Here is an 18,806-nt window from a genome sequence, read left to right on the forward strand (position 1 = left end):
CCGGCCTAGACGTTCTCGTCGGCCGGCAGGTTGCCGCGGGCGTCGATGACCCGCCGCGCCACGTCGGCCAGCTTGATGTTGAGGCTCTGCGAGTGCCGCCGCAGCAGGTCGAACGCTTCGTCTTCGCCTAGGCCGTGCAGCATCATCAGCATGCCGACCGCCTTGCCGATCTCGCGGTTGCTCAACAGACCTCGTCGCAGGCTCGACGCGTCCTCGCCGTGGGCGATCGCGTTGATCGCCACGCTGGCGAATGCCGCCAACACCGCCGCCCGTCCCGCCGACTCGGAATTGAACGTGTTGGGCGTCTCGCTGAACAGGTTGAGTGCGGCGCCCTTGCGTTTGTCGATCAACAGCCGGAAACCCATGGCGCCGCGGATCGGTGTCTCTTCGACCAGGCGGGCCGCGAAGTGCTGCCATTGGGTGGGTTTGGTCAAGTCCGGCTCGATCTGCGGAGTCTCCTCCTCGATGGCGTCGATGCAGGGTCCGTCGCCGGCGCGCCGCTCCAGGTCGTCGACTTGATGCGCCAACCTGGAGCTGGCCCCCACGGTGACGTAACGATCGTTGCGTTTCACGAGCAGGCTGGCATGGTCGCAACCGGGCACGATAAGGGTCGCCGCCACGCAGATCGCGGCGTACATCTGCGTCACGTCCGAGCCCTGGTAGATGATCTCCGCCAACGCAGCGAACACCGTCGCTGGATCTGCGGTCAGGGCACCTGGTGCCTCGCCGGACCCGGTGTCGGGCTGGTTGGCCACGTCTCTACCTCCCTCGGCTGCTGCGTTCCGATGGCCGTAGATTAGCTGGCCGCCGTTCCCCTTACACGCCGACGGCGCGTTCGAGATCCTTCAGCGACGTCTCCAGGTGGCTCAGCATGTGTTGCAGGTGGGGCACGCTGCCTCGGGCGCCGACGATTCCAAAGTCTATGTTCTCGGCGTTGTTCGTGACGGTGATATTCATGGCCTGACCGTCCAATGTGATCGACAACGGGTAATTGCCGACCATTTGGGCGCCGCGCCAGTACAGCGGCTCCTTGGAACCCGGCACGTTGGAGATCACGATGTTGAACGGCGGCGGGGCGGTGCGGATGAAGCCCGGGATCAGACCGAGGAACAAGCCGCCGGTCATGAATGCTGACAGGGCGAGTTGCTGCGCCTTGGGCAGCTGATTGAAGACCTGCTTCTGTTCGCGCATCGAGGAACTGATCCCCGCGATGCGGTCGCCGGCATCCTCGACGTCGGTGTTCAGGTTGCACAGCACGGTGCCCACCGCGTTGCCGCCGCCTTCGGCATCGCCTTCCTTGCGCAGGCTGACGGGAACCATCGCGATCAGCGGCGCATCCGGAAGCGCGTTCTGCTCGATCAGGTACGCGCGCAGGGCGCCGGCCGACATCGCGAGCACGACGTCGTTGAAGGTCGCGCCCGCAGCGCTCTTCACCGCATTGATGCGGTCCAGGGACCACGATTGTGCAGCGATGCGCCGGGCACCGCCGATGCGCACGTTGAACATCGTCTTGGGCGCTCGGAAGGGGAAGGTGAGCTGCTGCTCGAGCAACGCTGCGCGGGCCAGGTTCAGTGTGGACGGGCCGAGGGCGACGGCTGATCCCAAGGTGCCAGTCAACGCGTCCAGTGGGGACGAACCGCCGCCCCTGTCCGGCCGATGCCTGGGCTTGAGCTCCCAGGGCACGCGGACCTCGTCGTCGGTCGGGTCGTCGGTGAACGCACGCTGCATCAACCGCAGCGCGGAGACGCCGTCCATCAGCGAATGGTGGAACTTGGTGTAGACCGCGTAGCGGCCGTCGTTGAGCCCCTCGACCAGATGTGCTTCCCACAGCGGCCGGTGGCGGTCGAGCAGGCTGCCGTGCAGCCGGGAGGCCAGCTCCAACAGCTCACGTACCCGACCCGGGCGGGGCAGGGCCGAGCGTCGGAAGTGGTAGTCGAGTTCGACCTCTTTGTCGAGCGCCCAAGCCAGATTGGTGAGCGGGCCGAAGAACGCCGGGTGCTTGCGGAAGGTGGGCTGCACGTCGGTGCAATTGAGCATCGAGTCGTAAGCCTCGGTCACGAAGTCTTCGTCGGCGCCTTCGGGCGGCTTGAAGAGTTGCAGAGCGCCGACGTGCATCGGATGTTCACGTGACTCGCCGACCAGAAACATGGAGTCGGCTGGAGCAATAAGCTTCATGGCCACACTTTCGCTTAGACCCGTTAATGGACCGGGTATGAATAGCCATCTGTTGCGTTTCGCACACATTCGCTTGCCCCGTTTGACCGGTGACGACCCAGGGAAGATCAGTGTGAGTGGGCATCACTGTAGCGGTCACTGGACCGACCGGAGAGATAGGCATCTCGGCCATTACGGCGCTGGAGCGCGAGCCCACGGTGGACAAGATCATCGGGATGGCCCGCCGGCCTTTTGACCCGCTGACGCACGGCTGGGCCAAAACGATTTACAAGCAAGGCGACATCCTGGATCGCGAAGCTGTCGACGAACTGGTCGCCGAGGCCGACGTGGTGATCCATCTGGCCTTCATCATCATGGGGTCGCGGGAAGAGAGCGAACGGGTGAACCTGCAGGGCACCCGCAATGTCTTCGAAGCCACGGTCGCCGCCGAGCGGCCGCGACGACTGGTTTACACCTCGTCGGTCGCGGCCTATGGATATCACTCCGACAACCCGGTGCCGCTGACCGAGGATGTACCGGCCCGTGGGTCCGCCGAGCATTATTACTCGGCGCAGAAAGCGGCTTGCGAGGCGATGCTGGCCGAAGTCACCGAGGGCTCCTCGCTGGAGGTCTTCGTGCTGCGGCCCTGCATCGTCACCGGGCCGGAAGCGCCCGCGCTGGCGGCGCCCCTGCAGAGTCTGCCTGGCATTGTGCGCGCGGCGAGCAGGGCGGTGCCGCTACTGAAGCCGGTGGTTCCCGACCCCGGGTTTCCCTTGCAACTGGTCCACCACGACGATGTCGCCACCGCGATTGCGCTGGCTGCCACCGCGCCTGCCCCACCGGGGGCCTACAACATTGCCGGTGATGGAACGGTGACGGTCAGCGAGGTGGCCCGCGCGCTGGGCGCGCGTGCCGTGCGCGTCCCCGCCGCGGCGGCATCGGCGGCCTCCGCAGCGATTACCCGGTTGCCATTCGTGCCGTCCCTGTTGGAATGGCTGCACGTCGCACGCGCGTCGGTGGTGATGGACACCGCGAAGGCCAAGAACGAACTGGGCTGGCAGCCGACTCACACATCGGCCGAAGCGCTGGAGTCGCTGGCTTCTGCGGTGTAACCACGGCCGGGGTACGTTGAGGCCGTGGCAGCCGGAAAGACGCCGTGACAACTGGAAAGACGCAGTGACAGCCGGAAGAACGCAGTGACAGCCGGAAGAACGCAGTGACAGCCGGAAGAACGCAGTGGGGCATGTAACGGCGCGCCGGCGCGTCGCGCATCTGTCGGCTGGCCAAGCGATCACCCGCCAGGAAACCCTCGCCGTCGAAGAGCCGCTGGAGATCCGCGTCAACGGGACAGCGACCACTGTCACCATGCGGACGCCCGGCTCCGATTTCGAACTGGCGCAGGGATTTCTGTTGACCGAGGGCATCATCGGGCAACGCGGTGACGTACACACCATCCGTTACTGCGACGGCCGCGGCGACGACGGCGTCAACAACTACAACGTCCTGGACGTCACGCTGTCGGCGGACCTCCTTTCGCCCGACCTGGACCTCACCCGCAACTTCTACACCACCTCCTCGTGCGGGGTCTGTGGGAAAGCGTCCCTGGATGCGGTGCAACTGATCAGCCGTTACTCGCCCGGCGACGATCCCGCGACCGTCGCCGCCGACACCCTGCGAGCCATGCCGGACAACCTTCGGGATGCACAAAAGGTATTCGCGGCGACTGGCGGCCTGCACGCCGCGGCGCTGTTCGGAGCGGATGGGACCATGCTGGCCGTTCGCGAGGACATCGGTCGCCACAACGCGGTCGACAAGGTCATCGGATGGGCGCTCGAACACGACCGAGTGCCGCTGGCCGCCTCGGTGCTGCTGGTCAGCGGGCGGGCCTCGTTCGAACTGACCCAAAAAGCTTTGATGGCCGGGATCCCTGTGCTGGCTGCCGTATCCGCACCGTCGTCGCTGGCTGTCTCGTTGGCCGAGGAGTCCGGGATCACGCTGGTGGCGTTTCTGCGGCAGGACTCGATGAACGTGTACACCAGACCGGACCGCGTCACCTAGCGCCTCGCCAGCTGGATTGGGAAGCTCGGGACGCGGGTAGCCGGTCGTATCGCTGCACACAGCTGAGGAGCCGACCATGCTGCATGAATTCGTCCTTGCCGCGCAAAGCAATCCTGAGGCAGCAGGTTTCATCCTGCGCGGGATCAAAGGGATTTTCGTCGCGATTGGCAGCGTGATCGCGGCCATCGTCTGCGCCGTGATCGCGTCGATGAAAGGACGCAGCGCCCTGATCTGGGGGATCTGCGGCCTGTTCTTCAGCATCGTCACGCTCATCATCGTCATCATCATTCCGAGCAAACGGACTTGATTCGCCGACCTGGGCCGCTCCCCGGAGCGGGCTGTGGATGGATGCTCGACTGGGGATAACTCCATGCCCTGCGGCGGTTTTCGGCCCCATCGCCGTCGAGGTGTCAGCGCCGCCGCGCACTCTGGGCCGCATGACGACGTTAACTCGCACCCAACTGGGAGCGTTAGGCGAGCAGCTGGCCGTAGATCATCTGACTCGGCTGGGCCTGCGGGTCCTGGCACGCAATTGGCGTTGCCGTTATGGCGAGCTGGATGTGATCGCGACCGACCCGACCACGGGCACAGTGATTTTCGTCGAGGTGAAGACTCGCACGGGAGACGGCTATGGCGGGCTCGCGCAAGCAGTCACCGCGTCGAAAGTCCGCAGGCTGCGTCGCCTGGCCGGGCTTTGGCTGGCCGGACAAGATCAGCGGTGGCCGGCAATCCGCATCGATGTGATCGGTGTGCGGATCGGCCGCCGTCCAGTTCCCGAGCTCACGCACCTTGAGGGGATCGGCTGATGGCGCTGGGGCGGGCGTTCTCCGTCGCGGTCCGTGGGCTGGACGGGCACATCGTCGAGATCGAAGCCTTCATCACCTCGGGACTGCCGGGTGTGCACCTGGTCGGTCTGCCGGACGCGGCGTTGCAGGAATCCCGCGACCGGGTGCGGGCGGCGGTCGCCAATTGCGGCGACGAATGGCCTCAATCCCGGCTTACCCTTGCGCTTTCGCCGGCGACGTTGCCGAAGATGGGCTCGGTATACGACATCGCCCTGGCTGCTGCCGTGTTGTCGGCCAAGCGCAAGAAGCCATGGGATCGCCTCGAGAAAACAGTGCTGCTGGGGGAGCTGGCGCTGGACGGCCGGGTACGGCCGGTGCGTGGGGTGCTGCCCGCCGTGTTGGCCGCAAAACACGAAGGCTGGCCGTGCGTCGTGGTTCCGGCTGAGAACCTGGCCGAGGCCAGCCTGATCGACGGCATTGACGTGTGTGGAGTGCGCACCCTCGGTCAGTTGAAAAGCTGGCTGAACGGGGCAGCGCCGCTGGATCCAGCGATCCCGGGGGCCGCCGCCAGTGATGAGCCGGCCGCCGACCTGGTCGACGTCGTCGGGCAGTCACAGGCCCGCTTCGCCGTCGAGGTGGCCGCGGCGGGAGCGCATCACCTGATGATGACCGGTCCACCGGGGGTGGGCAAAACAATGCTGGCACAACGGCTTCCGGGGTTACTGCCGCCGCTCTCGCACGCGGAGTCACTGGAAGTGACCGCGATACATTCGGTGGCTGGGCTGCTGTCCTGCGACACCCCGCTGATCACCAGACCGCCGTTTGTGGCGCCGCACCACAGCTCCAGCGTTGCCGCCCTTGTCGGCGGTGGCTCGGGGATGGCGCGTCCGGGGGCGGTGAGTCGGGCGCATCGTGGCGTGCTGTTCCTCGATGAGTGCGCCGAGATCGGCGTCCGGGCGCTGGAAGCACTGCGAACGCCGTTGGAAGACGGGGAGATTCGCCTCGCCCGCCGTGACGGTGTGGCGTGCTATCCGGCGCGGTTTCAACTGGTGCTGGCCGCGAATCCGTGTCCGTGCGCGCCGGCCGACCCGCAGGACTGCGTCTGCGCGGCACCGGTCAAACGGCGCTATCTGGGCAAGCTCTCCGGCCCGCTGCTGGACCGCGTAGACCTGCGGGTGCAGATGCATTCGGTGCGGGCTGGCGCGTTCACGGGCACCGATGGCGAGTCGACCGCGCAGGTGCGGGAGCGCGTGAAGAAGGCCCGCGATGCGGCGGCCGAGCGCTGGCGGCGGCACGGCTTCAGGACCAACGCCGAGGTCAGCGGCCCGTTGCTGCGCAGGAAGTTCCGGCTCAGCAACGCCGCGATGCGGCCACTGCGCGACGCGCTGGATCGTGGCGCGCTCAGCATCCGCGGCGTGGACCGCACGCTGCGCGTCACGTACGCAACAAAATAGCTTAGGTGGGATACGATGCGGGCATGCGTGCAGCGATCTACCTGCGTCAGTCCCAAGACCGAACCGGCGACGGGCTCGGCATCGACCGCCAACGCGACGAGGTGCGCCAGCTCATCACGGCACGCGGCTGGACCGTCGCCGGGGAATTTGTCGACAACGACGTATCCGCGCTCAGCCGTAAATCGCGCCCGCAATTTGACCGGATGATGGCCCGCGTCGACGCCGGCGAATTCGACGTGATCGTGGCTCGACACATCGACCGGCTACTGCGCCGGCTGGCCGAGCTCGAGAATGTGCTTGAGCGATGCCAGGCCACCAACACCGCCGTAGTGACCGCCGCCGACGGTGTCGACACCTCAAGCGACGGCGGCCGCTTGGTCGCGCGCATCCTGTCATCCGTCGCCCAGGGCGAAGTCGAACGCAAAGGCGCCCGGCAGCGCTCAGCGGCCGTGCAGGCCGCGCAGCAGGGCCGCTGGGTGGGCGGCCGCCGCGCGTTTGGCTACGAGGCTGACGGCGTCACTGTCCGCGAGGACGAGGCCGCGCTCATCAAGCAGGGCTACGCCGACCTACTCGCCGGCGAGTCAATTTCTGAGATCGCGCGCCGCTGGAATGCGGCCGGCGCCGTCACCGGCCAAGGCCACGAGTGGCGGCGCGGCGCGGTCAAAGACGTGCTCACCAATCCACGCAATGCCGGTCTGCGCCGCTACCGGCCGACCGAGGACCGCTGGAAAGTCCGCGTGAACCCTGAGCTCGGCATCACCGGCACCGCTGAATGGCCGGGCATCGTCGACGAGACCACCTGGCGCGCGGCCGTGCGCAAGCTGAGCGACCCAGCGCGCCGGCGCGCACCAATCGGCGGCAAAGGACTGCTGACCGGCCTGGCCGTCTGCGGAGTGTGCGCGGAGACCGTGCACCGCGGCGGCGCATCGCACCACAAGCCGATGTACCGCTGCCGCAGCGGCAGGCACGTCGGACGCATGTCCGAGCCCGTAGACGAATACGTGACCGAGGTGGTGCTGGCACGGCTGACCCAGCCCGACGCCGCCGAGCTGTGGGCCGCCGAACTGCCCGACGCATCCGAGCTGATGGCTGAGGCCGACACGCTGCGCCGCCGCCGCGACGACCTCGCCCTCGACTACGCCGACGGCGCCATGACCCGCGAACAGTTCCGCGCCGCCAACACCCGCGTGCTCGAGCGTCTCGGCGAACTCGAGGCCCGCATCGCCGCCGCCGGCACAACCTCCCCATTGGCCATCGTCGCCGCCGCCGACGTTCGCGGCACCTGGGCAACCCTGTCGACCGCCCAGCGCCGCGCCATCATCGCCGCCCTGATGACCCCGGCGCTGCACCTCGTCGGTGCCGGAGTCCGCAACTTTCGGCCCGAGAGCGTCGAAATCCGTTGGAAGGTCGGAGCATGACAGCTGTCGACCGCATCGAGGTGTACTGCAAAGAGTCATCTCACTCCGAGAAGCGTTGGCGTGTAGGCACATTCGAGCGACACGAGGGCCACGCAGAATGGCGCATCGACGCACATCTCACGCGTGGCGGCCAGCAGCACACACTCATTGGTAACCGCCGGCTGCCGGCGGTTTTCCTGGCCGACGGTAACGAGCCCGACGAGCGAGTGAGGTACCCGCTCCGCTGCGGCCGCTGCGACCTATCGGTGCCGATCAGCGAGGGCTCTGCGCGGATGCGCCGGTTGCAGTCGGCACTCGACCAACTCGCACGAGCTGGCGTGTCAGAAATCAGCTTGTCGGGACTAATCACTATTCTCTAAAGCCAATAGCGCCGGGCAGCACGAGACGGCGTTCCAAGCCTCCCAGCGGGGGCACTGGAATGCTGCTCGGAGGCACCTGTCATGGCGATGTCAAAAGCCGCTGCCCATCAACGCGCCAAACTGGCGTACCTGTCGCGCGGGGGACGCGACCCCCAGGACCCCGAAATCGTTGAGGCCCGCCGCAACCTGCGCGCGCAGAGACTCGCCGACCACGTCGCCGAAGTCGTCGCCCAGGCGCCGCCGCTGACCGCGGAGCAGCGTGACCGCATCGCAGCGATTCTGCGCGGGGGTGGCGCTGCGTGAACGACCGGGCTGGCAGCCTGATCGACTACGAGCGAGCGGTTTGCCTGTGCGATGTCGGCGCACCCGACTACCTGGCCGCAGTCTGCGTGACCGGCGCGGGGGACGAGGTGCTCTGGCTGGTGAGCAGGACCGCACTCGTCGAGGAGCACGCGCAGTGCGGCAACCCATCGCAGCTGCATGAGCGGCTCGGCCGGCTGCCAGCGTCGGTGCGTGAACGCATCTGGGGCGACAGCCTGCGCTGCGGCCGACCCACCTCAGCCGGCCAACCGTGCCGCCAGCGCGTCAAGGAACCCGGCCAGGCGTGCGGGCTACACACCGCCAAGGCCGCGACGTGAGGCCGCCGTTCGTCCGAGTCATGCCCGACGAGGTCGAGCGTTACGGCGCGGCGCCGGCGGTCGTGCTGGCGCACATTCGGTACCGCTGTGAGTCGGACGGGCCAGGGCGCGTGGTGGTCGCGGGCATGCGATGGTGGCGGGTCTCCTACGCTGAATTCGGCTCCGAAGTCGGGTTGAGTGGCAGCGCAGTCCGTCGAGCGTTGGAGCGGCTAGCAAACACCGTCGAGGTCGCACACCACGAACCGCGCGACGATCCCCGCCGGTCTTACCGGATAGCTGCTGAGCAGCCAAAATACGATTCCGGCACACCGGCGACCAGCGATAATACGAATCCGACAAACCATTTGCCGAATTCGTACGAGGGTCTGCCGAATTCGACACACCCCCCTGCCGAATCCGACAGATGTACTACCTATAGAGAACTTGGAGAAGTAACAAGAGAAGGGGGAGAAGCGCCCACCCTCCACGGCGAGCTCGTCGACCGACCCACACAGGCGCTCGAGCAAACCAGCGTTCCACCCGAGCCCGCCCGCTACTGCTCCAAGCACATGCCCGAGGGAACCACCCAACCGTGCGGGGCATGCGGGGACGCTCGACACAACTACACACGCTGGCAGAAGCGATACGGCGCGGCCTGGGACGCGCTGCACCCGCCGCTGATCGGCAAGGCCACAGCCAAAGCTCTCGCAACACTCGAGGCAGGCCGCCGCCTAGCCGACGATATGGCCGACGAAGCCGACCGACCCCAACGCGTGGCGCCGCGCTACCGGTGCAACCGCTGCCGTGACCGTGGAATCGTCCTTAACAGCGACGGTAAACCGGGGCGAGTTATCCGCATCTGCCATTGCGACGGCTATAGCCACCACCCCGCAGTCGAGGGAGAACTCACCGATGACCAACTCGCCTACGCTCGCCAACTCGACACCCCACCAGGCCGGCCTAGTAGATCGCGGGATTGACCGTTCCGCTAACCCGCGGCGGGTGATTTTTATCGGCAACGACGCTCTTCCAAACCGTCGGCGGGTAGTACCCGACCTGGGCGTTCTGTTCGGGCGGAACGACTTTGAGGACGCCACCTTCCAAGAACTGGTAGGTCGCCTGGTCTCCAAATTCGTCCTTCGCCGGCGTGACGTGATCTTGGTATCTGACTGTGAATGCCATGCCTGGAGCCTGCCACGCCAACCGCTTGGGACGGGGGAGGGCCGAATCTTGGCGAGCGGTGTGTGCCGACCGCCTTGTTAAGGCCCCACACGTGTCGGCAAAATTCGGAGTTTTTTGCTATTCCGCTGGAATCGAGATAAAGGCAGGTCAAACATGAAATATTTCGCACCGAATTCAACAAAAGCCCAGGTGGCAATTCGCCAGATTCGCGGTGTGCGGTGAGGGTCGAGGATCGCCGATTGTGCGACGAGTTCGTGTCGAGGATGCGCGCCGAGGATCGTATCGGCCCCGACGAGTTGGCGATGGCTCACCGGGTGGCCGGCATTTGCGGAAACGCCGACACGGTCGAGGAGGTCGCGCTGTACCGGCTGGCTGTGGCGACGGTGGGACTGTTGTCTGTCGACGATGGCGGCCGCGGGTGGCTGATTGCGCGTGCGGAGTTGGTGGAGGCGCAGCTGGACGCTGCCGTCGCAATCGCCTCGGCGGACCATCTCTGCGACGGGTCGGAATCGGGCTGAGTGCGGCCCTCGGCGGCGAACACGCGCCGCCGAGGGTAGTTGCACCCTGAATCGCATCCGTGTCATTCTCGGAGCAGCCGCGGTGATTCCCGGCCGAGCAATCGGCCGGGTTATCCGCGGCGAGGAGACCGCCACCGAACTGTCCCGCCGCCGAGGATCGACCGCCGCCAACCGGCCGCCGCCGTGAATCCGCCGCCGCTCAGCGACGTCGCCGCCGCCGAAATCGCCCGTCTAGGGCATTCCTATTTGACGCTGCGCGGAACACGTTGCTGCGCATCATATTTCGGAGGCATTTTGCGATGAATCTCGCAGAGGAAGTCAAGGCCAAGGCCGCCGCGTACCGGGCCGGCCAGATCACCGGCGACGAGTTCTCGGCGTTCATGGACGACGCCGAGGCGCGCGCCAGTCAAGCGGCCCGCGGCCAGCAGGCTCGGCAGTGGCGCAACGCCGGCTACGCGGCAGCAGAGGGGCTGGTCACGGCCAAGCACGTCACTGGGCGCCAGGCGGCGCCTCTGGGCCTGGACGAGGAGTCGCTGCAAGCGTTGCACGGCGCCGTGATGTCGCGGCAGTCGCTGCAAGTGAAGGCGTTTTCCTCGCCGACTTCGCTGCTGCCGGCGCAGCTAGCGTCCAACGTCCTGGGGCCGGTGCACGAGAACCGGCTGCTGGACCGGCTGCCGGTGCAGGCAGTCACCGCGCCGGCCGTCGAGTACATCAGGCACAACAGCACGACCGGCGCCGCGGCCGTGGTCGCCGAGGGTGGGCTCAAGCCCGAGCTGGTGCTCAACACGCAGCAGATGACCGCGACGGCCCAGAAGATCGCCGCGCACACCGCGACCACCTACGAGGCGATATCGGATTGGGACTCGTGGACCGGCTATGTGCAGGCCGAGCTGTTCCGGCAGATCATCGACGTCGAGAACGCCGAACTGCTGGGCGGCGCCGGCACGACGGGGCACCTGACCGGGCTGCTGCACACCTCGGGAATCCTGACGCACGATCACAGCGCCGACGCGACTGGCGTCACCTCGTTGGACGCCGTGGAGATGAGCATCGCCGCGCTGCGGACCGGGGCGGCGCTGGCCGAGCCGGACCTACTGGTGCTCAACCCGCTGACCTGGTCGGCGATGCGCCGCGAGAAGGACAGCCAGAACCGCTATCTGGTGGCGCCTGACCCCACCCAGGGCGCAGCATCGAGTCTGTGGGGTGTCGAAGTGCTCGTCACCACGGTGCAGGCCGCCGGCACCGGGCTGCTGATCGACAGCAGCAAGTTCGGCCGCGTCCTGCTGCGCGAGGGCCTGTCGCTGCGCACCGGCAGCGCCAACGACGACTTCACCCACAACCTGGTGCGGTTCGTCGGCGAGGAGCGCCTGGCGCTGGCCGTCGAGCGGCCGGCGGCGCTGCTGTCCATCACAGGCCTGCCGACCAGCTAGGGGGCCGACCGATGAAAGTCAAGGTGCTGCAACCGTTTCAGGTCTGCTACGACGGCGCGATCCACCGACCCGGCAAGACCGCCGAGGTGCCCGACCACATCGGGGAGCTGTGGCTGGCCTCGGGATGGGTCGACGAGGTGGGCGGCCGCAAGCGCAAAGCGGGCTGGATACCTCAGGTGACGTCGGACGCCGGCGTGGTAGTCGACGAGTTCGGCAGGCCGGTCCCAGCGGCCGGCGACAGCAATCCCGTCGACGAGTGACCGCGCCGGCGAGCTCGACGCGCCGGGGCATGTGTTACCCGGTGCGCGGTGAAGCCGCGTTCGACATCGTCATCAGCGGCGGCCACCGCGAACGCGGCGGCGTGGTGCTCACGCCGAGCCAGTGGCGGCAACCGTTCACGCGGGTGCCGATCACCGTGATACAGCACGGCACCCGCCATGCCATCGGCGAGGGCGTACCGTTCGTCGACCGCAAAAACAACTTGCGTATCCGCGGAATGTGGGCCTCCACACCGCTAGGCGAATACGTGAGAACACTCGTGGCGCAACGCGTTCTGCGTGATGCCAAGCTCGAGTACGCCGACACCATCGACGACGCAGGCCAGCTGGTGCGCGAGGTGCTCGGCGGGGTGTTCAGGCTGCCCGCCGGGCCGCCGCCTGTCGGCTGCGGCGCTGAGCCGGCGGCCGAACTGCTCGGTCTGGCCGCCCGTATCTACACCGCCACACCGGCCCAGCGGGCCGCGTTGGCCGACCAAGTCATTGCCTGCGCCGTCGCGCTGGGCGGCCAGACGGGAAAGGGGAATTGAGATGCCCGCACCGGATTCTTTCCCTGCGCCGGATTTGCGGACTCGGACGTGGATGAAACCGTCGCGGCCCATTGCCACGAAGGTCACCTTCAACACGGTTCGGGTCGTTGTCCCTAACTTCGCGGAGTTGGTCTACGGCAAGTACAAGCCCGATGGCTCACGTTATCGGTGATGAACTGATGAGTGATGACTTCGTCGACGTGATGGCGCTCGACAGGGGGCGGGGGTTTCGGCTGCTGAGCGCCCAGGGGCCCGTGTTTACGCCGTGGGAGGGAACCTATGTCTTGACTCGCCGCGAGGACATTCTGGCGGTGTTGCGCAACCCCGAGTTGACCGTTTCGGCGCGGACCTCGCCGGTGACCGGGTTGCCTCTCGACAAGCGACAACACGACCTGTTCGTGAAGCTGTTTGACCGCGCTGCCACGTCGGTGATGACCGTGGTAATCCGTGAAAGCGCCCGAGAAGTGATCGAACATGTAGCCGGCGGGCAAGGCTGCGACGGCATCGCCGACGTGGCCCTGCCGTTCGTTTCCTCGGTGCTGCAGGGCATCTGCGACCTGGACCCCGACGATGCCTACGTCGAGCTGGTCGAAACACACGACGGGGCCGGGTCCCTCCATTGCTTGGACATGGCGGAGGGCGTGATCGCTGCGCGGCGCGAGAATCCCGGCGGCGACATCATTTCACGGATGCTCGTCGAGGCGCCGGAACTTCCCGACCAGGAAATCGACTGGCTGACGTCCCAGTTCGTCTGCCCTGCAACCATTTTCATCGCAACGCCGCTAGGGCATGCACTGCTTGAGCTTGCGCGTCGCCCCGAACTGCGGGACCGGCTGCGCGGTAACCCCAAGGATCAGCCGGTTTTCGTCAACGAAATGCTGCGCCTGGAAGGCTCGGCGATGGCCGGTGCTCGTACGGTGGCGCCCCTCACTGTGGCGGGTGTGAACATTCCGGTGGGCTCAACCCTGCACCTATGGATGGCCCTGCTCAACCGGGACGGCTCCGACGAGTTTTCGACCGATGAGCTGCGCATGGACGGCCGGCACCGCCAATACGCGTTCGGCGTCGGCCCGCGGCGCTGCCCAGCAGCTCACTTCGTCCGTACCGTCCTGGCCGTGTTCGTCGACGAATGGCTCTGCCGCATCCCGACGTTCGACGTCGACCCTGATTGCACACCTCGGGTGTACTACCCAGACCGCTTCCTCGGCTCCGTGGACCTGATGTTTGTCCTACGCGAGCTGCCGCTGCGATGGCCTGTCACCGGCCTCGTTGTCGCGTGGTCGTGAGATCGATCTGAGGCGACAACCTCGGCCGTCTCGTACCTACACGTGAAAGGCTGGCGCGCTACGCAGATGCAGCGTCACCACCGACTTGCTCAAGATCAATCTTTAGCTCTTTCGGCGGCCGCTCGGTCTTAATTACGCCACCATAATCCATTTCTTCGAGTGCGCGGATCACGTCGCCCGCGGGAATGCCGCGGTAGAAAGGCGGACTGGCCGGTCCGGAGTCACTCGCCTCCGCATCGGCCGAATCTTCAACGACGAGTCCAATTACCCGACCGTCGGCCGCAACGATAGGTCCACCGCTATTGCCAGGCCGCGTCATCGCCGAGAATAGGAAAATGTTCTGACGGTCGGTCGTCTGGGTTGTCGGGTTGACGACTTCTCCACGCTGCACTACGTATTCGTTCGATCGGGGCATGCTCACGACTTCGCCACGTTGGACACCGATTGCCATCTCGGAAGTCATTGGTACACGTGGGTATCCGAATACGAAGACCTCGTCGGCCCAGCGGGGATCGCGAAACACTATCCCAGGCAATTGCGGCAGTGGCGGTTTGCCGTCTAGCGGGGGCACTTCGATGACAGCAACGTCGAGCGTTTTATGGCCGCTTACCTTGCAAGGGTGACTGACTCGTGCGGTGTGGTGGGCGGAACACGAGGGGTGCACGTCAATCTCGGCCCCCTCGGCCTGGATCCCTTCGACGACGTGCTTGTTTGTGATGATGTGGCTTCCGTCGACAACAAGACCTGTTCCCCAATGTTCGCTAGGCGTGCCATCGGGGCGCAGTCCGGCAAGGAGCACCGTGACGAGGTTGTAGCTCGGGATGATGAGTTCCGCTCCAAGAACTGAAGCCAGCCATAGGCGCCCCGCGGACTGCGGCGACCGTAAACCCTGAGCAATGTATTGCTGGCCTAACAGTGGCAGCGGCTGATGCCACCCGGCGGGCAATAGGAGGCCGGCGCGTTCCATCGCGCTTAGGATTCGGGTTAATTCAGCGACGTTCACTTTTATGTCGTTTTCCTGGAGAAAGTGAACGAAGTCCGCGACGCACCATAGATCGATAACGCCGGCTGCCGGCATCGTCTTGCCAATTACTTGTGCGATCTCGGGGTCATGAATTAGGGAAAAGAATTTGAACGCCGTGTCAGCGATGAGCACCCGAAGCTCGACCGAGTCCTCCCTGAGGGTGAAGGTGGTTAGCTCGGACGACGTCAGGTCGGGTGTATCACCAGTGCTCACTGGGACGACGGTATTTCAGACGTCGCCTCATTGTCGATGTCGCGCGTCATCCTGCAGCCGACTTGGCCGCCGCGCGTAGTTCGTCGTCGTCTACCGCGGTGTAACGCTCGGTGGTCGCTACCGAGGTGTGGCCGAGTAGCACTTGGACGGCGCGCAGGTTGCGGCTGCCGCGGTAGGCCCGGGTGGCGAAGCGGTGGCGCAGCTTGTGCATCGACCAGCCGGCGGGCAACGCCGCGGCGACCAGCTTCCCGACATGCTCGGCCGTGAGGTGACTGCCGGTCGGCCACGCCGGGAACAGCCAGCCGGCGGCTGGCAGATAGGGCGTGTGGCCGGCGGGGCCGGCGCGCAGAGCGGTTGCCAGCTCGTCGGTGATCGGCACGACGCGCGTTTTGCCGCCCTTGCCGTGCACGACCAGCTGCGGTCCGCCGCAGCCCTCGACGACGTCGCGGGTATGGACCTGGGCCACTTCGGCCCGGCGCAGCCCGGCCTCGGCGGCCAGCCGCATCATCAGGCCCACCCGCGCATCAGCCGTCGACATGGCTTGCCGCCACGCGTCGTCGGGCACCGGCCGCGGCACTGCAGGCGGTATCCGCACTGCCGGTAGGTCGTCGGCGATGCAGGCCGGCACTCGGCCGGCGCGGTGCGCCCACCGGAAGAACTCGCGTGCGGCCGCCCGGTAAAAGCGCCGCGTCTCGGGTTTCCATTGCTGCCGGCCGAACCATTCGACAAGCTGCCCGCCAGTCACCTCAGCGGGCGGCCGGTCCACGCTGCGGGCGATGCGGGCCAACGCGCGCCGACGTGCGTCGACCGTGCGGGTGCTTTGGCCGGCGGCGGCCAGGTGCAGGCAGTAGTCGGCGATGGGTTGTCGCCACGCCGCGGGGATCATTGAGGGCGCCGGTCCCGGACGGCGCGCTGTCCGTTTCCGCTCTACGTCGCTGGCGCTCATGTCAGCGCGTCGAGGGAGTCGGCGGCATTGAGCAGCGCGGCGGCCAACTGGCGCGCTTGCACGGCGGTGAGCTCCTCGGTGTTCTCGTATACCGATATGCAGCGGCTGATGAGTTGGCCGTCGCCGGCCTGCGTGCCCTCGACCGCGATCACCGCACCAGCCGCATCGTGGCGGGACCAGGTGAGATAACGCATGACATCGCCGGGGACACCAGAAAATTCAAACCAGTTGCCGGCGACGGCGCCGGCAGGAGTTGTTGTCATAGCGGGTGAGCGTATTGCCATCAAATGCGTTGCGGAACAACAATTTTGAGACTAGTCGCTACTCGCCGATTCTATTCAGCAGGCGTATGGCGTATGCGCTGAGCGACTAGCTCGCCGAGGCCCTTAATCCGCTAATTTGCAGCGTTTGCAGTCGCGTGGAGCCTGGCCGACTTGGCCGGACGCACTTCGCCGGACCTGGCCGAGGTCGCCGCCGCGTTGAGTTTTCGGCAATCCGGGACACGGCGATGAGCGCCGATCCCACATTGTTGGCTTGGGCCTATCTGTCCCGGGTGGCCGAACCGCCCTGCGCCGAACTGGCCGCGCTGGTCGCGGCCGTCGGCCCCCGCGAGGCGGCCGAGCGGATCCGGCGGGGGCTGGTGGACGGCGAATTGCTGCGGCGCACCGCCGCTCGACGAGAAATCGACTCTGCTGCAGCAGATCTGGAGCTGGTTGCACGGCGAGGCGGCCGATTGATCACACCCGAAGACGACGAATGGCCGGTGCTGGCGTTCGCCGCGTTCGACGGCACGCGGGCACCGAAAACTGCGCCGCTGGTGGCACCGCTGGTGCTGTGGGGGATGGGTCCGGCACGCCTCGACGAGGTCGCTCAGCGCGCGGCCGCCCTCGTCGGCACCCGGGCCTCGACGACTTATGGCGAGCATGTAACCGCCGAATTGGCGACCGGCTTGGCCGAACGCGACGTCGCGGTCGTCTCGGGTGGCGCCTACGGGATCGACGGTGCGGCTCATCGCGCGGCGCTGGCCGTCGACGGGATCACGGTGGCCGTCCTGGCCGGTGGGCTCGACATCCCTTATCCCTCGGGGCATTCCGCGCTCCTGCATCGCATAGGCCAGCACGGCTTGTTGTTCACCGAATACCCGCCCGGTGTCCGGCCGGCGCGCTATCGCTTCCTGACCCGCAACCGTTTGGTGGCTGCGGTCTCGGGCGCCGCTGTGGTCGTCGAGGCCGGTCTGCGCAGCGGCGCCGCCAACACGGCCGCCTGGGCGCGGGCCCTGGGCCGGGTGGTCGGTGCGGTGCCCGGGCCGGTGACGTCGTCGGCGTCGGCTGGATGCCACGTGCTGTTGCGCACCGATGCGACGCTGGTGACCCGCGCCGACGACATCGTCGAGATGGTCGGACGCATCGGCGAGTTGGCCGCCGAGGAGCCGCGACCGGTCACGGCGCTGGACGGGTTGGGCGAACCGGAGCGTCAGGTTTACGAAGCTTTGCCGGGTCGGGGCGGTGCCACGGTCGAGGAGATCGGCATCGCGTCGGGTTTGGTCCCCGAGCGAGTGCTGGGGCCACTGGCGATGCTGGAACTGGCCGGCCTGGCCGAATGTCGCGACGGCTACTGGCGGATCGTCCGTCAGCGTCGCTCGAAGGCGCGACTCGTATAGTCGATCAAGGGGCGGGGTCTGATCAGGGAGGATAAGTGGCAGGTCGGCCGCTGCAGGCGTTCGAGGTAGTCAGCACCGAAGAACTCACGCCGCACATGGTTCGGGTGGTGCTGGGCGCCAACAACTTCGAGGCCTTTGTGCCCAGCAAATTCACCGACTCTTACGTCAAGCTGGTCTTTGTCTCCGACGGCGTTGACCTGCAGGAGTTGCCGCAACCGCTGACGATGGACAGCTTCGCTGACCTACCCGCCGAGCAACGGCCGCCGGTGCGCACGCTCACCGTGCGTCGTGTCGATGAGGAGGCCGGGCAGATCACCCTGGATATCGCGGTGCACGGCGAGCACGGCGTGGCCGGACAGTGGGCCGCCGCGGTCCAGCCCGGCGAGCCGATCCACCTGATGGGGCCGAGCGGCGCGTATAAGCCCGACCCCACCGCCGACTGGCATCTGCTGGCTGGCGACGAATCAGCGCTGCCGGCGATCGCCGCGGCGCTGGAGGCGTTGCCCGAGACGGCGGTCGGCAAGGCATTCATCGAGGTCGCGGGTCCAGATGACGAAATCGAGTTGATCGCGCCGGAGGGTGTCGAGGTGAACTGGGTGCTGCGCGGGGGCCGCGCAGACCTTGTTCTCGAAGACCGGGCAGGGGACCACGCGCCTCTTATCGAGGCGGTCACCACCGCGCCGTGGCTGCCCGGCCAGGTGCACGTGTTCATCCATGGCGAAGCCCAGGCCGTCATGCACAACCTGCGGCCCTACATCCGCAAGGAGCGCGGCGTCGAAGCCCAGTGGGCGTCGATATCCGGCTACTGGCGGCGCGGCCGCACCGAAGAGTCCTTCCGGCAGTGGAAGAAGGAGCTGGCCGAAGCCGAGGCCGCGGAGCAGTAGCGCGGGCCACTGG

General features: G+C 66.7%; 20 protein-coding genes and 2 pseudogenes. 16 read left to right on the forward strand and 6 right to left on the reverse strand.

Annotation, left to right across the window (positions count from 1 at the left end):
* Positions 1-5 precede the first annotated feature (5 nt).
* Both BN972_RS07475 and BN972_RS07480 read right to left on the reverse strand, forming a co-directional pair.
* Complete coding sequence (locus BN972_RS07475) at positions 6-755, reverse strand: GAF and ANTAR domain-containing protein (RefSeq protein WP_036354627.1); 750 nt, start codon at positions 753-755, stop codon at positions 6-8.
* A 61-nt stretch (positions 756-816) separates the two neighbouring features.
* Positions 817-2,175: a WS/DGAT/MGAT family O-acyltransferase gene (locus BN972_RS07480; RefSeq protein WP_036354630.1), complete on the reverse strand. Its 1,359-nt coding sequence runs from the start codon at positions 2,173-2,175 to the stop codon at positions 817-819.
* Positions 2,176-2,291: 116 nt separating this feature from the next.
* Between BN972_RS07480 and BN972_RS07485 the strand changes: the two genes are divergently transcribed.
* The 8 genes and pseudogenes from BN972_RS07485 to BN972_RS07525 all read left to right on the forward strand — a co-directional run bounded on the left by BN972_RS07485 (position 2,292) and on the right by BN972_RS07525 (position 8,866).
* Positions 2,292-3,266, forward strand: coding sequence for an NAD-dependent epimerase/dehydratase family protein (locus BN972_RS07485; protein ID WP_036354631.1), 975 nt, complete (start codon positions 2,292-2,294; stop codon positions 3,264-3,266).
* Positions 3,267-3,390: 124 nt separating this feature from the next.
* Positions 3,391-4,212: a formate dehydrogenase accessory sulfurtransferase FdhD gene (gene fdhD, locus BN972_RS07490; RefSeq protein WP_036354632.1), complete on the forward strand. Its 822-nt coding sequence runs from the start codon at positions 3,391-3,393 to the stop codon at positions 4,210-4,212.
* A gap of 76 nt (positions 4,213-4,288) precedes the next feature.
* On the forward strand, positions 4,289-4,519 hold the full coding sequence (locus BN972_RS07495; RefSeq protein ID WP_036354633.1) for a hypothetical protein: 231 nt from the start codon (positions 4,289-4,291) through the stop codon (positions 4,517-4,519).
* A 130-nt stretch (positions 4,520-4,649) separates the two neighbouring features.
* Positions 4,650-5,018, forward strand: a complete 369-nt coding sequence (locus BN972_RS07500; protein ID WP_036354634.1) for a YraN family protein — start codon at positions 4,650-4,652, stop codon at positions 5,016-5,018.
* Positions 5,018-6,442 (forward strand): annotated as a pseudogene (locus tag BN972_RS07505) (YifB family Mg chelatase-like AAA ATPase); the annotation flags it as partial. The gene BN972_RS07500 and the pseudogene BN972_RS07505, both read left to right, overlap by 1 nt.
* Positions 6,443-6,474: 32 nt before the next feature.
* Positions 6,475-7,869 (forward strand): recombinase family protein, encoded by a 1,395-nt coding sequence (locus BN972_RS07510; protein ID WP_051545112.1) that lies wholly within the window; start codon positions 6,475-6,477, stop codon positions 7,867-7,869.
* A 440-nt stretch (positions 7,870-8,309) separates the two neighbouring features.
* Positions 8,310-8,531: a hypothetical protein gene (locus tag BN972_RS07520; RefSeq protein ID WP_200869699.1), complete on the forward strand. Its 222-nt coding sequence runs from the start codon at positions 8,310-8,312 to the stop codon at positions 8,529-8,531.
* Positions 8,528-8,866 (forward strand): hypothetical protein, encoded by a 339-nt coding sequence (locus tag BN972_RS07525; protein WP_036354637.1) that lies wholly within the window; start codon positions 8,528-8,530, stop codon positions 8,864-8,866. The genes BN972_RS07520 and BN972_RS07525 overlap by 4 nt, the downstream gene beginning before the upstream one ends.
* A 939-nt stretch (positions 8,867-9,805) precedes the next feature.
* On the opposite strand, the gene BN972_RS07535 is transcribed toward BN972_RS07525, so the two are convergent.
* Positions 9,806-10,027 carry a hypothetical protein gene (locus BN972_RS07535; RefSeq protein WP_036354641.1) on the reverse strand — a complete coding sequence of 74 codons (222 nt, stop codon included), beginning with the start codon at positions 10,025-10,027 and terminating at the stop codon, positions 9,806-9,808.
* Positions 10,028-10,245: 218 nt separating this feature from the next.
* On the opposite strand from BN972_RS07535, the gene BN972_RS07540 reads away from it, so the two are divergent.
* From BN972_RS07540 to BN972_RS07560, 5 genes are all read left to right on the forward strand, one after another.
* Positions 10,246-10,545 (forward strand): hypothetical protein, encoded by a 300-nt coding sequence (locus BN972_RS07540; protein ID WP_036354642.1) that lies wholly within the window; start codon positions 10,246-10,248, stop codon positions 10,543-10,545.
* Positions 10,546-10,844: 299 nt separating this feature from the next.
* Positions 10,845-11,975 carry a phage major capsid protein gene (locus tag BN972_RS07545; RefSeq protein WP_051545113.1) on the forward strand — a complete coding sequence of 377 codons (1,131 nt, stop codon included), beginning with the start codon at positions 10,845-10,847 and terminating at the stop codon, positions 11,973-11,975.
* Between the two features lie 11 nt (positions 11,976-11,986).
* Positions 11,987-12,235, forward strand: a complete 249-nt coding sequence (locus BN972_RS07550) for a hypothetical protein (protein WP_036354645.1) — start codon at positions 11,987-11,989, stop codon at positions 12,233-12,235.
* Complete coding sequence (locus tag BN972_RS07555; RefSeq protein WP_036354648.1) at positions 12,232-12,780, forward strand: hypothetical protein; 549 nt, start codon at positions 12,232-12,234, stop codon at positions 12,778-12,780. The genes BN972_RS07550 and BN972_RS07555 overlap by 4 nt, the downstream gene beginning before the upstream one ends.
* A 179-nt stretch (positions 12,781-12,959) precedes the next feature.
* On the forward strand, positions 12,960-14,066 hold the full coding sequence (locus BN972_RS07560) for a cytochrome P450 family protein (RefSeq protein ID WP_142277102.1): 1,107 nt from the start codon (positions 12,960-12,962) through the stop codon (positions 14,064-14,066).
* 58 nt (positions 14,067-14,124) lie between these two features.
* Here BN972_RS07560 and BN972_RS07565 read toward each other — a convergent pair whose 3' ends face one another.
* The 3 genes from BN972_RS07565 to BN972_RS07575 are packed head-to-tail and all read right to left on the reverse strand — an operon-like array spanning position 14,125 to position 16,512.
* Positions 14,125-15,303, reverse strand: coding sequence for a S1 family peptidase (locus BN972_RS07565; protein ID WP_235192393.1), 1,179 nt, complete (start codon positions 15,301-15,303; stop codon positions 14,125-14,127).
* Between the two features lie 46 nt (positions 15,304-15,349).
* Positions 15,350-16,249 (reverse strand): tyrosine-type recombinase/integrase, encoded by a 900-nt coding sequence (locus BN972_RS07570; protein ID WP_080696730.1) that lies wholly within the window; start codon positions 16,247-16,249, stop codon positions 15,350-15,352.
* Positions 16,246-16,512: a hypothetical protein gene (locus tag BN972_RS07575; protein WP_036354653.1), complete on the reverse strand. Its 267-nt coding sequence runs from the start codon at positions 16,510-16,512 to the stop codon at positions 16,246-16,248. Before BN972_RS07575 ends, BN972_RS07570 begins: the two co-directional genes overlap by 4 nt.
* A gap of 150 nt (positions 16,513-16,662) precedes the next feature.
* On the opposite strand from BN972_RS07575, the pseudogene BN972_RS31135 reads away from it, so the two are divergent.
* The 3 genes and pseudogenes from BN972_RS31135 to BN972_RS07585 form a co-directional block, all read left to right on the forward strand.
* Positions 16,663-16,761, forward strand: a pseudogene (locus BN972_RS31135) (hypothetical protein); the annotation flags it as partial.
* On the forward strand, positions 16,758-17,909 hold the full coding sequence (gene dprA, locus BN972_RS07580; RefSeq protein WP_036354656.1) for a DNA-processing protein DprA: 1,152 nt from the start codon (positions 16,758-16,760) through the stop codon (positions 17,907-17,909). The pseudogene BN972_RS31135 and the gene dprA, both read left to right, overlap by 4 nt.
* A 35-nt stretch (positions 17,910-17,944) precedes the next feature.
* Positions 17,945-18,793, forward strand: coding sequence for a siderophore-interacting protein (locus tag BN972_RS07585; RefSeq protein ID WP_036354659.1), 849 nt, complete (start codon positions 17,945-17,947; stop codon positions 18,791-18,793).
* The last annotated feature ends 13 nt before the right edge of the window (positions 18,794-18,806 follow it).

Origin of the sequence: Mycobacterium asiaticum DSM 44297, from assembly GCF_000613245.1 — a bacterium.
GTDB lineage: Bacteria > Actinomycetota > Actinomycetes > Mycobacteriales > Mycobacteriaceae > Mycobacterium > Mycobacterium asiaticum.